This is a genomic window from Caulobacter sp. (assembly GCF_965279145.1).
Classification (GTDB): domain Bacteria; phylum Pseudomonadota; class Alphaproteobacteria; order Caulobacterales; family Caulobacteraceae; genus Caulobacter.
In genome coordinates this window covers 2,932,624-2,946,239 of record NZ_OZ257139.1, presented here as the reverse complement: position 1 = coordinate 2,946,239, position 13,616 = coordinate 2,932,624, and the positions used below count along the sequence as shown (strand labels likewise).

Sequence of the window (13,616 nt, the reverse complement as noted above, 5' to 3'; positions counted from 1 at the left end):
CATGTCCGAGGTCGTTTCCACGCCCGCCGCCGCGCCCAGCCCCAAGCCGCGTTTCAAGCGGGTCATGGGCCTGTTCGACGTGACCCTGTTCACCGTCTGCGCCATCCTGGTCATCGACACCCTGGCCGCCTCGGCCGCGATCGGCGCCTCGGCCCTGTCGTGGTGGGTGATCACCTTCGTGCTGTTCTTCATTCCCTACGGCCTGATCACCGCCGAACTGGGCTCGGCCTATCCCGGCGAGGGCGGCATCCAGCACTGGATCCGGCGGGCCTTCGGCGATCGCTGGGCGGCGCGGACCACCTGGTACTACTGGGTGAACGTGGCCCTGTGGATGCCGTCCGGCTACATCCTGCTAGCCGGCCTGATCGCCCAGATCGCCGGCGTCGAGATGAGCCTGTGGAGCAAGATCGCCATCGGCGTGGGGGCGACCTGGCTCACCGTCCTGATCGGCGTCACCAGCCTGTCGACCGCCAAGTGGGTGCCCAATGTGGGCGCGGTCATCAAGGCCGCGATCATGCTGCTGATCGGCGGGGCGGGCGTCTATGTGCTGATCGCCCGCGGGCCGGCCAACGACCTGTCCTGGCCCAAGCTGATCCCGCAATGGGGCGCCGGCTTGGCCTTCCTGCCGGTCATCGTCTACAACTTCATGGGCTTTGAGCTGGTCTCCGGCGCCGGCGAGGAGATGCGCAACCCCGGCCGCGACGTGCCGATCGCGGTGATCACCGCCGGCCTCTTGATCTCCGGCTTCTATCTGCTGGCCACCTTCGGCATCCTTGTCGCCCTGCCGGTCAAGGACATCGGCCTGATCGAGGGCCTGCTCGACACCCTGCGCTCGCTGCTGGCCGGCGCTCCCGGGTTGAACCTGATCATCACCGTGATCGGCGTCGGCGCGGTGTTCACCATCCTGGCCAATCTCGTCACCTGGTCGATGGGGGCCAATCGCGCGGCCCAGGCGGCGGCGGCCGACGGCGAGCTGCCGGCGGTGTTCGGGCTTCTGCACAAGTCCAACCAGACCCCGATCGGGGCCTATATCCTCACCGGCATCGTCTCCACCCTGGTGATTGTCGCCTACGGTCTGTTCGCGCGCAGCGCCGAGGACCTGTTCTGGTCGCTGTTCGCCTTCAGCTCGGTGATCTTCCTGCTGCCCTATCTGGTGCTGTTCCCAGCCTTCCTGCGCCTGCGGGGACGCGACGCGGCGACCCCGCGCCCGTATCGCGTGCCGGGCGGCGCGGTCGGCGCCGGGATCATGGCGGTGGTCTGCACCCTGTTCATCCTGCAGGCGATCCTGTTCTTCCTCTGGGTCCCCGGCGTTGCGGTGGACTGGAGCAAGACCGGCCCGATCCTGGCCGGCGTCGCTCTGACCCTGACGCTGGGCGAGATCGTCATCGGCGTGATGAAGGCCAACCGCAGCGGAGCGCCGTCCAGCGCGCCGCACTGACCGCACCCGCCCCGCCGTCGCCGACTTAAAGGTCCATCATGTCCAAGATCCTCGACACCACCCCGCGCGCCGACGGCTTTCGCATGCCCGCCGAATGGGAGCCGCACATCGGCTGCTGGATGCTGTGGCCCGAACGGTCGGACAACTGGCGCGGCGGGGCCAAGCCGGCTCAACACGCCTTCGCCGCCGTCGCCGCCGCCATCGCCCAGGGCGAGCCGGTGACGGTCTGTGTTTCGCCGGCCCAGTATCTGGTCGCCCGCGCCATGCTGGACCCGACCGTGCGCGTGGTGGAAATGACCAGCAATGACAGCTGGATCCGCGACTGCGGCCCCACCTTCCTGGTCAACGACCAGGGCGCGGTGCGCGGCGTCGACTGGAAGTTCAACGCCTGGGGCGGCCTGGCGGGCGGCCTCTACTTCCCTTGGGACCAGGACGACCTGGTCGGCGAGAAGGTCATCGAGCTGGAGCGCGACGATCGCTACGCGCCCGACTTCATTCTGGAAGGCGGCTCGATCGATGTCGATGGCGAAGGCGCCGTGCTGGTCACCGAGGAGTGCCTGCTCAATCCCAACCGCAATCCTGACAAGACCCGGATCGAGATCGAACAGCTGCTGCGCGACTATCTCGGCGTCGAGGCGGTGCTGTGGCTGGAGCACGGCGTCTATCTCGACGAGACCGACGGCCATGTCGACAACATGTGCCGCTTCGTCGCTCCCGGCGAGGTGATCCTGACCTGGACCGACGACCCGACCGACCCGCAATACCCCCGCTCGACCGCCGCTCTGGAGCGCCTCTCCCGCTATCGCGACGCCCGGGGCCGCCCTCTGCGCGTCCACAAGCTGGTGCAGCCGAAGCCCGTGGTGATCACTCCCGAGGAGGCCGCCGGCGTTGACCACGTGGCGGGCACCCTGCCGCGCGAGCCCGGAGATCGGATGGCCGCCTCCTACGTCAACTTCTACATCGCCAACACGGTGGTGGTGGCCCCCAGCTTCGACGATCCGCAGGACGGCCCGGCCCTGGAGCTGCTGGCCCAGCTGTTCCCGACCCGCCGCATCCTCGCCGTACCGGCCCGGGAGATCCTGCTGGGCGGCGGCAACATCCACTGCATCACCCAGCAGGAGCCGCTGGGGCGTGGACCGGCGGCGACCGCGCGGCCGGGCTGATGCGTCAGGTCATCGCCCTTGGCGGCAACGCCCTGCTGCGGCGCGGCGAGATCGCCTCGGCCGAGAACCAGCGCCGCAATGTCACGCGTGCCGCGGCCGGCCTCGCGGCGGCCTGCGACGGGATCCAGACCGTCCTCGTCCACGGCAATGGCCCGCAGATCGGTCTTCTCGCCCTGCAGGCGGAGGCCTATGACGCCGCGCCGGCCTATCCGCTCGACATGCTGGGCGCGGAGTCGCAGGGCATGATCGGCTATGTGCTGGCCCAGGAACTGCGCAACGCTCGCCCCGAGCGCGCGGTGGCCGCCCTGCTGACCCAGACGCAGGTCGATGCGGATGATCCGGCCTTCCAGCGCCCGACCAAGCCGATCGGGCCCGTCTACCCCCCCGACCAGACCCTCGCCCTCGCCGACGCGCACGGCTGGTCGTTCGCCGCCGACGGCGCGGGACAGCGGCGGGTGGTCCCCTCGCCGGTCCCGAAGCAGGTGATCGAGCAGGACACCATCGAGAGCCTGATGAGCGCTGGAACGCTGGTGATCTGCGGCGGCGGCGGCGGCATTCCCGTGACGCTTGACGCGAACGGGTACCTGCGAGGGGTCGAGGCCGTCATCGACAAGGATCTGGTCGCGGCCTTGCTGGCCATCCATCTGGACGCCGACCGGCTTGTCATCCTCACGGACGTGGATGGCGTCTACCGCGACTGGGGCGGTCCCGGGGCCGCGCGGCTGGCGGAGATCCGCGCCAGTGACGGCTCGGAACACGACTACGCCGAGGGCTCGATGGGCCCAAAGGTCCGGGCCGCCCGGCAGTTCGCCCTGGCCACGGGTCGCGACGCGCTGATCGGCGCGCTCGACGAGGTTGCCAGCGTCCTGGCGGGCGCCAGCGGAACGCGGGTCACGCCCTGAACGCTCGCTAGAGCATTTTCCGATAAGTGTGAAACGGTTATCGGATCGAAAAATGCTCTAAACTTTTGATTTAGAGCCCTTTTCGACCGACCTCATGAAGCCATCAGGTCGGAAAAGGCTCTAGGGGTTAGGCTCCGCGCCCAGCACCCGGGGGTCGTTTTCAAGGCTGGACGTGTCGAAGCCGTGATAGAGCGACAGGAAGCGGAACGGGTGCTCCTGATAGCTGCCGAACATCACGTTGTTGATGTCGCTGGTGGTGTCGAAACAGCCCAGCACCGCGTCGGGCGCGTGCCGCAGCAGGTGGTGGCGACCCAGCAGCAGGGCCACCTGGTCAATCCAGCGCGTCACGGTCTCGCGGCCCAGGCGATCGTCGAGATAGACGCGCAACCAGCGCAGCAGCAGGGCGGCGTTGTCGGTCGGATTGACCAGCAGCAGGTTGGCGGTCAGGCGCGAGCCGGCGGCGGTGTTGGCGACATTCTCGTTGAACACCACATCGGCCCCCGACCACTGCTCCAGCAGGTCGCTGACCCCGCGCTGCAGCAGCAGGTCGATGTCCGACACAAAGACCGGCCGCCGCAGGGCGCTCAGAAGCCCCCCCAGGCGCTGGAAGCGCACGGATTGGAAGTGGGCCACCGGCAGGGCGATCAGCCCCTTGGGCGGCGCGTCATAGCAACGGGTCGTTACCGTCGAGACGTCGAAGTCGTCGCCCACGAAGATCAGCCGCTCGTCATGGACGCCCACCGTCCGCACAGCCTGGGCCAGACGTTCACCGCCGCCGATCACGTGGATCACCACCAGGCAGGATACATCGCTGTGGCGCAGCACCGACAGCGCGTACCAGCGGCCGTACTGGTCGACATATTTCTCGTCGGCGGCGGCGAAGAACACGGTCTGGACGCCGAGGCGATCGGCCAGGGCCTGCAGGCCGGCGTCGTCCAGCGCCTGCCCTGTCGCGGTCAGGTAACGCGGCGCGGGATCAGGCTCGGGCGTCGGCGTGGGGCCCCGAATGGCCTCGATGTCCAGCGCGCCCAGCAAGGCCCGATAGTGCTGAACCCAGGCGACCCATTCGCTGTCCACGGGCAGGTCGGCGGCGGCCAGTTCAGCCACGCGCGCGGCCAGGCTGGCCAACACGTCAAGATCGGCGTCCGACAACGGTCGACACAGCAGCAGGCTCATGGCCTCATGGAAGTCGCGCAGGCGCACCAGCGGGTGGATAGAGGCGTCGGGCGACATCGCCAGGTCGGTGCGATAGCGGATCTCGGCCTCGATCTCGCCCGCGGCCCGGGCCTCGTCGGCCAGCACCGTCAGGGCCGCCACATGGCCCGGATCCACGGCGACCAGCATCCGCGCGAACCGCCGCGCCTCGTCCGTGCGGTCCAGGGTCAGGTTGCAGCCCATCGCCGCCCCGATCATCTGGACCCCGCCGGGCATCAGCTCGGACATGACCGAGGCATAGGGCTCGGCCAGGGCGATCTCGTTCTGGGCCAGATGCGCGTTGAACGCCTCGGAGCCCAGCGCGGTCTGCTCCCGGATCAGCGGCCACATCGCGACCAGGTCGGAACTGAAGGTCTTGGCCCTGGCCAGGGCGCGCAGCGCCTCCAGCACCCGCCCGGCGGCCAGATGCGAACGGGACAGGCCCACCAGCGCCGCGAAGGGATTGGCGGCCTCGCTGGCCAGGTGCTCGAACAGCAGGGCGGCGTCATCGGCCCTGCCCTCGCCGCGCAATCGCTCGGCCAGGGCGAAGGTTTCTTCCACGCGCGCGCCCGGCGTCGGCGTCTCGGGCCGGCGCAGGCGATCGGCGCGCTCGAACAGAACGGCGATCTGCAGCAGGGCGTTGTCGCGCAGTTGCGGCATGCGGTTGAACTCGACCACGTCGGAGCACCGGAAGCCCATCCTGGCCATCTGCGCGAAGACGTCCTCGGCCAGGGCGCCGCCGGTATTGTAGTCGATCAGCGAGACCTTGATCAGAATGAAGTCGGCCTGCGACAGCACCGCCTGACCGCCCACCAGCACGTCGACTTCCGAGCCCTGGGTGTCGATCTTGACGAAATCGAACCGGCGGCCCGCGAACAGGTCGTCGATCCTGGCCTTGTCGACCTCGTGACGCAGCACGGTGGCGTCGTCGAAATATTCGGTGTTCTCGCGATACAGCGAGGCGCCCGTCGATTGCAGCCAGTCGCGGCTGAGGAAGAACTCGCCCTTGCCGCCGGTGTTCGAGGCCGCCAACGGATGCCGCTCGAACGGCAGGCGCGCCAGGTCTTGCTGGCAATGCGGGTTGGGCTCGACCAGGGTCGGGGCGCTGTCTGGAAAGACGCCCAGAAACTGGCGGGTGAAATGGCCGACATGGGCGCCGACGTCCAGCATGGACCGGGGCGCATAACCCTCGCGCCGCAAGGCCTCGAGGCTGTCGCGGATCATGCGCCCCGCCCTTGCGCCGCCGCGACGTCCTGATCGGTCCAGAGGCGATCATCGGGCCGCAACGGGCGGGTCAGATGTCGGCGGGTCAGGGCGGCCTTGTAGAGGCTCTCGAAATCGCTCTGGGTCAGCATCTCGCGCTCATCGACGTCCAGACCGATGCCGACCTCGAGATAGGCCTCCAGATTGGTCAGGTCGGGCGTGGGCCGCTGGCCGGCCTGATACTCGGCGACCATCTCGTGCAGTAGGTCCTCGACGCTGCGCACCAGCAGGTCCATGTCGAACAGCACGCAGGTGTCGCGCGCGGCCCGCAGCTTGTCGCGAAGGGCGGCGGCGGCGGCGCGATCCGCGCCCAGGGCCACGGCGCGTTCGACATAGTCCTCGGCGGTTTCGCAGACCAGTTCCGGCGCGCCCGCGGCGCTGACCAGGCTGCCGCACACCCGTGAAGCGAAGCTGCGGCCCGACAGGGTCAACACCGGCACGCTCATCCACAGGGCGTCCGACGCCGTGGTGTGGGCGCCATAGGGCGCGGTGTCGAGGAAGAGGTCGGCCAGCGGATAGCGCGCCAGATGGAACGGATTGGGCTGCTTGGGCGCGAACACCAGGCGGTCGGGGTCGATCCCCCGGGCCTGGGCGTGCTCGCGCAGGCGGGCGTTGGTCTCGGCATGGGTGTCCAGCAGCCACAGCACGCTGCCCGGCGTGCGCTCCAGGATCTGCATCCAGCGGTCGAAGGTGAAAGGCGTGATCTTCTGCGCGCCGTTGAAGCAGCAGAACACGAAGGCGTCGTCCGGCAGGCCCGCGTCGGCGCGGGTGGGAACAACGTCCGAAACCACGCGCCGCCGGTCGTTGGGCTGGTAGCAGGGGATGCGCCGCACGGCCTCGGAATAGAAGCGCTCGTTCTGCGGCGGGATGATCCACGGATCGCCGATGATGTAGTGGTGATAAGGGCTGCCCATCGTGCCGGGATAGCCCAGCCAGTTGACCAGGATCGGGGCCGGTCGGCGCGCGAAGACCGGCGTGCGGGAGTCGCGCGTGTGACCGTTGACGTCGATCAGGATGTCGATCCGGTCATTGGCGATCAGGCGCGCGGCGTCGTCATCGCTGAGGCCGCGAATGTCGGCATAGTGCTCGACGGCGGCCTGGGTGCGGGCGTTCAGCGCGTCATTGGCGGCCGGTCCGCAGTAATAGGCGAAGACCTCGACCCGCGCCTTGTCGTGCAGCTCGAACAGTTCGGCCATAAGGTAGCCGACCGCGTGATCGCGCAGGTCGGACGAGACATAGCCCACCCGCAGGCGACGGCCGTTGAGGTCGATGTCGGCGTCCCGGCGCTCGGCGACGATGGCCTCGGCCTTACAGCTGCCCTCGCGCTCGGTGAAGCGGCTGGCGGCGCCCAGCTGCAGCAGCGGATCGTCGGAATAGGCCGCCATCGACAGCGGGTTGGCGCCCAGCAGAAGGGTGCGGCGGTCCACGCGGTCCCACGGCTGCAGGGGCGGCCACTTGCACTGGCTCAGGCGCACGGCGACCAGCTGGCCGATAGCGTCCATCTGGGTGGGGTCGATGTCGGCGCAGCGCCAGAGGGCGGCTTCGGCCCGGCTTTGCTGGTGGGCTTCCAGCAGGGCGCGGGCGATCTGCTTCATCGCCGTGAAGGCGTAGCTGGCGCGCCCCCCGGTGATCGGCATCGGCCGATTGGCGCCTTCGCTCCAGGTGGCGATCGCCTGCTCCAGCCCGCCGGCCCGCTCCTGAAGTCCGCCTAGATTGACGTAAGCCGGCTGGAAATCAGCATCCAGCGCGATCGCCCGCTCCAGATTGGCGATGGCCGAGGCGTTGTCACCGATTTGCGACTGCAGGCTCGCCAGATTGAAATGGGCGATGCACAGCTGCGGATGCGCGGGATTGAACTGGATCCAGATCTTGTAGATCTGCTCGGCCAGCCCCAGATCGCCGGCGCCCATATAGCCGCCCGCGGCGTTGATCAGGTCGCCGAGCGAAAGCCCCTCGGAGGTGATCTTCTGGAGTACGGCGAGCGCGTCGTTGTCGGCCATGGTCTTCTCAAGCGCGTGGGTCGAGCCGGACCGGGTCCGACTCGCTCAGCGCGATGTTCGCACGTTGCACGAGGCTTAGAAATCGCCGGCGACCGAAGGCCTTGAAGCCGGCGCCGCGGGGATTACCCCAGGGCACCGGCCAGACTGTTACTAGGAGGCGCCGAGATAGGCCACCACTTGAGGACCCGACAGGCTCTGCACCTGCGTTGGGGTCAGAGCGTTGGCCTGGGTGGTGGTCATGGCCGCGATATTGGTCGTCGACAGGCTGTCCAGCTGGGTCGTTGTGAGCGAGGCCAGTTGGGTGCCCTGCAGCAAGCCGACCTGGGTCGTGCTGAGGCCGCCGATGACGGTTGTTGTCAGAGCCTGCACCTGACTGGACGTCAGTGCAGCGACCTGCGTGCTCAACAACTCGCCGAGATCGGTGGTCGACAGGCCCTTGATCTGGGTGGCCGTCAGGCCCTTGACCTGGGTCGTGTTGAGCCCCGCCGTCTGGGTCGAGGTCAACGCCGAGATATTGGTCGCCGACAGCACCGTCAGTTGCGCCGTGCTCAGCGCGCCGACCTGGGTCGAGGTCAGTTCACCCACGTCCGTGGTGCTCAGGCTCTGCAGTTGAGCCGTCGTCACGCCCTTGATCTGCGTGCTGTTCAGCGCGCCGACCTGGGTGCTGGTCAGAGCCGAAAAGCCGGTCGTCGACAGCGCCCCAATCTGCGAAGCGCTTAATCCGCCAACCTGCGTCGTGGTCAGGGCCTGTAGGGCCGTGGTGGCGAAGGCCCCGATCTGCGAGGTGCTCAGAGCGCCGACCTGGGTCGAGGACAGTTCGCCGATGTCGGTGGTCGACAGGCCCTTCAGCTGGGTCGAGCTCAGCGCCGCCACCTGGGTGCCGGCCAGGGCCGAGACCTGGGTCTGGTTCAGCGCCGAGATGTTGGTCGCCGACAGCGCGGTCAGCTGGGCCGTGGTCAGAGCGCCGACCTGGGTCGAGGTCAGCTCGCCCATGTCCGTCGTCGACAGGCCTTGCAGCTGGGTCGCCGTCAGGCCCTTGACCTGGGTCACCGTCAGAGCCGCCGTCTGGGTGCTCGAAAGCGCCGAGATGTTGGTCGCCGACAGGTTGGTCAGCTGCGCCGTGGTCAGAGCGCCGACCTGGGTGGCCGACAGCTCGCCGATGTCCGTCGTCGACAGACCCTTCAGCTGGGTCGCCGTCAGGGCCGCGACCTGCGTGCCGGCCAGAGCCGCCGTCTGGGTCGAGTTGAGCGCCGAGATGTTGGTCGCCGACAGCGCGGTCAGCTGGGCCGTGGTCAGAGCGCCGACCTGGGTCGAGGTCAGTTCACCCACGTCCGTGGTGCTCAGACCCTGGAGTTGAGCCGTCGTCACGCCCTTGATCTGCGTGCTGTTCAGCGCGCCGACCTGGGTGCTGTTCAGCGCCGCGAAGTTCGTCGTCGACAGCGCCCCGATCTGCGACGCGCTCAGCGCGCCGACCTGGGTGGTCGACAGCGACTGCACGTTCGTCACCGACAATGCGCCGATCTGGGCGACCGCCAGAGCGCCGACCTGGGTGGCCGACAGCTCGCCGATGTCCGTCGTCGACAGACCCTTCAGCTGGGTCGAGCTCAGCGCCGCCACCTGGGTGCCGGCCAGGGCCGAGACCTGGGTCTGGTTCAGCGCCGAGATGTTGGTCGCCGACAGCGCGGTCAGCTGAGCCGTGGTCAGAGCGCCGACCTGGGTCGAGGTCAGCTCGCCCATGTCCGTCGTCGACAGGCCTTGCAGCTGGGTCGCCGTCAGGCCCTTGACCTGCGTCACCGTCAGAGCCGCCGTCTGGGTGCTCGACAGCGCCGAGATATTGGTCGCCGACAGGTTGGTCAGCTGCGCCGTGGTCAGAGCGCCGACCTGGGTGGCCGACAGTTCGCCGATATCCGTGGTCGACAGACCCTTCAGCTGGGTGGCCGTCAGGGCCGCGACCTGCGTGCTGGCCAGAGCCGCCGTCTGGGTCGAGTTGAGCGCCGAGATGTTGGTCGCCGACAGCGCGGTCAGCTGGGCCGTGGTCAGAGCGCCGACCTGGGTCGAGGTCAGTTCACCCACGTCCGTGGTGCTCAGACCCTGCAGTTGAGCCGTCGTCACGCCCTTGATCTGCGTGCTGTTCAGCGCGCCGACCTGGGTGCTGTTCAGCGCCGCGAAGTTCGTCGTCGACAGCGCCCCGATCTGCGACGCGCTCAGCGCGCCGACCTGGGTGGTCGACAGCGATTGCACGTTCGTCACCGACAGAGCGCCGATCTGGGCGACCGCCAGAGCGCCGACCTGGGTCGAGGACAGTTCACCGATGTCGGTGGTCGACAGGCCCTTCAGCTGGGTCGAGCTCAGCGCCGCCACCTGGGTGCCGGCCAGGGCCGAGATCTGGGTCTGGTTCAGCGCCGAGATGTTGGTCGCCGACAGGTTCGTCAGCTGGGCCGTGGTCAGAGCGCCGACCTGGGTCGAGGTCAGCTCGCCCATGTCCGTCGTCGACAGACCTTGCAGCTGGGTCGCCGTCAGGCCCTTGACCTGGGTCACCGTCAGAGCCGCCGTCTGGGTGCTCGACAGCGCCGAGATGTTGGTCGCCGACAGGTTGGTCAGCTGCGCCGTGGTCAGCGCGCCGATCTGGGTGGTCGACAGCTCGCCGATGTCCGTCGTCGACAGACCCTTCAGCTGGGTCGCCGTCAGGGCCGCGACCTGGGTGCTGGCCAGAGCCGCCGTCTGGGTCGAGTTGAGCGCCGAGATGTTGGTCGCCGACAGCGCGGTCAGCTGCGCCGTGGTCAGAGCGCCGACCTGGGTCGAGGTCAGCTCACCCACGTCCGTGGTGCTCAGACCCTGCAGTTGAGCCGTCGTCACGCCCTTGATCTGCGTGCTGCTCAGCGCGCCGACCTGGGTGCTGTTCAGCGCCGAGAAGTTCGTCGTCGACAGCGCCCCGATCTGCGAGGCGCTCAGCGCACCCACCTGGGTGGTCGACAGCGACTGCACGTTCGTCACCGACAGAGCGCCGATCTGGGCGACCGCCAGAGCGCCGACCTGGGTCGAGGACAGTTCACCGATGTCGGTGGTCGACAGACCCTTCAGCTGGGTCGAGCTCAGCGCCGCCACCTGGGTGCCGGCCAGGGCCGAGATCTGGGTCTGGTTCAGCGCCGAGATGTTGGTCGCCGACAGGTTCGTCAGTTGGGCCGTGGTCAGAGCGCCGACCTGGGTCGAGGTCAGCTCGCCCATGTCCGTCGTCGACAGGCCTTGCAGCTGGGTCGCCGTCAGACCCTTGACCTGGGTCACCGTCAGAGCCGCCGTCTGGGTGCTCGACAGCGCCGAGATGTTGGTCGCCGACAGGTTGGTCAGCTGCGCCGTGGTCAGCGCGCCGATCTGGGTGGTCGACAGCTCGCCGATGTCCGTCGTCGACAGACCCTTCAGCTGGGTGGCTGTCAGGGCCGCGACCTGCGTGCCGGCCAGAGCCGCCGTCTGGGTCGAGTTGAGCGCCGAGATGTTGGTCGCCGACAGCGCGGTCAGCTGCGCCGTGGTCAGAGCGCCGACCTGGGTCGAGGTCAGCTCACCCACGTCCGTGGTGCTCAGACCCTGCAGTTGAGCCGTCGTCACACCCTTGATCTGCGTGCTGCTCAGCGCGCCGACCTGGGTGCTGTTCAGCGCCGAGAAGTTCGTCGTCGACAGCGCCCCGATCTGCGAGGCGCTCAGCGCACCCACCTGGGTGGTCGACAGCGATTGCACGTTCGTCACCGACAGAGCGCCGATCTGGGCGACCGCCAGAGCGCCGACCTGGGTCGAGGACAGTTCGCCGATGTCGGTGGTCGACAGGCCCTTCAGCTGGGTCGAGCTCAGCGCCGCCACCTGGGTGCCGGCCAGGGCCGAGATCTGGGTCTGGTTCAACGCCGAGATGTTGGTCGCCGACAGCGCGGTCAGCTGGGCCGTGGTCAGGGCGCCGACCTGGGTCGAGGTCAGCTCGCCCATGTCCGTCGTCGACAGGCCTTGCAGCTGGGTCGCCGTCAGGCCCTTGACCTGGGTCACCGTCAGAGCCGCCGTCTGGGTGCTCGACAGCGCCGAGATGTTGGTCGCCGACAGGTTGGTCAGCTGCGCCGTGGTCAGCGCGCCGACCTGGGTGGCCGACAGCTCGCCGATGTCCGTCGTCGACAGACCCTTCAGCTGGGTGGCCGTCAGGGCCGCGACCTGCGTGCCGGCCAGAGCCGCCGTCTGGGTCGAGTTGAGCGCCGAGATGTTGGTCGCCGACAGCGCGGTCAGCTGGGCCGTGGTCAGAGCGCCGACCTGGGTCGAGGTCAGCTCACCCACGTCCGTGGTGCTCAGACCCTGCAGTTGAGCCGTCGTCACGCCCTTGATCTGCGTGCTGCTCAGCGCGCCGACCTGGGTGCTGTTCAGCGCCGCGAAGTTCGTCGTCGACAGCGCTCCGATCTGCGAGGCGCTCAGCGCGCCGACCTGGGTGGTCGACAGCGATTGCACGTTCGTCACCGACAGAGCGCCGATCTGGGCGACCGCCAGAGCGCCGACCTGGGTCGAGGACAGTTCGCCGATGTCGGTGGTCGACAGACCCTTCAGCTGGGTCGAGCTCAGCGCCGCCACCTGGGTGCCGGCCAGGGCCGAGATCTGGGTCTGGTTCAGCGCCGAGATGTTGGTCGCCGACAGCGCGGTCAGCTGAGCCGTGGTCAGAGCGCCGACCTGGGTCGAGGTCAGCTCGCCCATGTCCGTCGTCGACAGACCTTGCAGCTGGGTCGTCGTCAGGCCCTTGACCTGCGTCACTGTCAGAGCCGCCGTCTGGGTCGAGTTGAGCGCCGAGATGTTGGTCGCCGACAGGTTGGCCAGCTGGACCGAGCTCAGCGCGCCGACCTGGGTGGCCGACAGCTCGCCGATGTCCGTCGTCGACAGACCCTTCAGCTGGGTGGCGCTAAGGCTGCTGATCTGGCCGGTGGTCAGGCCGCCGACCTGGGTCGAGTTCAGGTCCGACACCTGCCCCGCGGTAAAGATGCCCAGCTGGGCGGCCGACAGCGCGCCAACCTGCGCCGCCGTCAACTCGCCGACGTCCGTGCTGGTCAGACCCTTGATCTGGGTGGCGCTGACGCCCTTGATCTGGGTTGTGGACAGCGTACCGACCTGAGTGGAGTTCAGAGACGAGAAACTGGTGGCCGACAGCACGCTGACCTGCGTCGCGCTGAGAACCTGGATGTGGGAGGTGTCGAGCGCCGCTATCTGGGTCGAGGTCAGGGCCGCGACCTGCTGCCCACTGAGGGTTGTAAGCTGGCTGACATCGAAGACGACGTTGGGCGCGAATTTCGGGATCTGGGTGGTCGCGAGCGCCTTGACCTGGGTGGCCGTGAGCGCGCCGACCTGGGTCGAGCTGAGGACCTCGATGCCGCTGGTGCTGATCGCCCCGATCTGGGTCGAGCTGAGCGACTGGATCTCGGTGGTGCTCAGCGCCTGGATCGCGCTGGCCGGAAGGGCCGAGATTTGAGCGGCGGAGAGGCTCGAGATCGACATTCAAATGTCCTAGCCAAGGGCTCGCGCGGATCGCGCGTCACTCAACGCAGTTGATATTGGGAACGCCCCAGATACGCGGACGCGACTCAACCTTTTACGGTTCAGTTCCCGATAACCTTATTTTCTTTCCAAGAGGTTTCAACGGGACATC

General features: G+C 68.2%; 6 protein-coding genes. 3 read left to right on the top strand and 3 right to left on the bottom strand.

What is annotated here, in order from left to right:
- Nucleotide 1 precedes the first annotated feature (1 nt).
- Genes ACQY9P_RS13700 through ACQY9P_RS13690 form a run of 3 tightly spaced genes read left to right on the top strand, consistent with a single transcriptional unit; the run spans nucleotide 2 to nucleotide 3,503 of the window.
- Entirely contained in the window at nucleotides 2-1,438 is a 1,437-nt protein-coding gene (locus ACQY9P_RS13700) for an APC family permease (RefSeq protein WP_421738729.1), read from the top strand.
- 38 nt (nucleotides 1,439-1,476) lie between these two features.
- A complete protein-coding gene (aguA, locus tag ACQY9P_RS13695) occupies nucleotides 1,477-2,601 on the top strand; it encodes an agmatine deiminase (RefSeq protein ID WP_421738730.1) in 1,125 nt (374 codons plus the stop codon).
- The gene (locus tag ACQY9P_RS13690; protein WP_421738731.1) at nucleotides 2,601-3,503 is read left to right on the top strand and encodes a carbamate kinase; all 903 of its coding nucleotides are present in this window, start codon (nucleotides 2,601-2,603) and stop codon (nucleotides 3,501-3,503) included. Before aguA ends, ACQY9P_RS13690 begins: the two co-directional genes overlap by 1 nt.
- Before the next feature lie 120 nt (nucleotides 3,504-3,623).
- Here the strand turns inward: ACQY9P_RS13690 and ACQY9P_RS13685 are convergent, their stop codons facing one another.
- From ACQY9P_RS13685 to ACQY9P_RS13675, 3 genes are all read right to left on the bottom strand, one after another.
- Complete coding sequence (locus ACQY9P_RS13685; RefSeq protein ID WP_421738732.1) at nucleotides 3,624-5,921, bottom strand: FkbM family methyltransferase; 2,298 nt, start codon at nucleotides 5,919-5,921, stop codon at nucleotides 3,624-3,626.
- The gene (locus ACQY9P_RS13680; RefSeq protein WP_421738733.1) at nucleotides 5,918-7,960 is read right to left on the bottom strand and encodes an N-acetylglucosamine transferase; all 2,043 of its coding nucleotides are present in this window, start codon (nucleotides 7,958-7,960) and stop codon (nucleotides 5,918-5,920) included. The genes ACQY9P_RS13685 and ACQY9P_RS13680 overlap by 4 nt, the downstream gene beginning before the upstream one ends.
- 150 nt (nucleotides 7,961-8,110) lie before the next feature.
- The gene (locus ACQY9P_RS13675) at nucleotides 8,111-13,465 is read right to left on the bottom strand and encodes a beta strand repeat-containing protein (protein ID WP_421738734.1); all 5,355 of its coding nucleotides are present in this window, start codon (nucleotides 13,463-13,465) and stop codon (nucleotides 8,111-8,113) included.
- Nucleotides 13,466-13,616: the final 151 nt, after the last annotated feature.

Excerpts from the sequence above, each read along its gene's own strand:
- ACQY9P_RS13700 (WP_421738729.1), top strand. The coding sequence starts at position 2 with ATGTCCGAGGTCGTTTCCACGCCCGCCGCCGCGCCCAGCCCCAAGCCG.
- aguA (WP_421738730.1), top strand. The coding sequence starts at position 1,477 with ATGTCCAAGATCCTCGACACCACCCCGCGCGCCGACGGCTTTCGCATG.
- ACQY9P_RS13690 (WP_421738731.1), top strand. The coding sequence starts at position 2,601 with ATGCGTCAGGTCATCGCCCTTGGCGGCAACGCCCTGCTGCGGCGCGGC.
- ACQY9P_RS13685 (WP_421738732.1), bottom strand. The coding sequence starts at position 5,921 with ATGATCCGCGACAGCCTCGAGGCCTTGCGGCGCGAGGGTTATGCGCCC.
- ACQY9P_RS13680 (WP_421738733.1), bottom strand. The coding sequence starts at position 7,960 with ATGGCCGACAACGACGCGCTCGCCGTACTCCAGAAGATCACCTCCGAG.
- ACQY9P_RS13675 (WP_421738734.1), bottom strand. The coding sequence starts at position 13,465 with ATGTCGATCTCGAGCCTCTCCGCCGCTCAAATCTCGGCCCTTCCGGCC.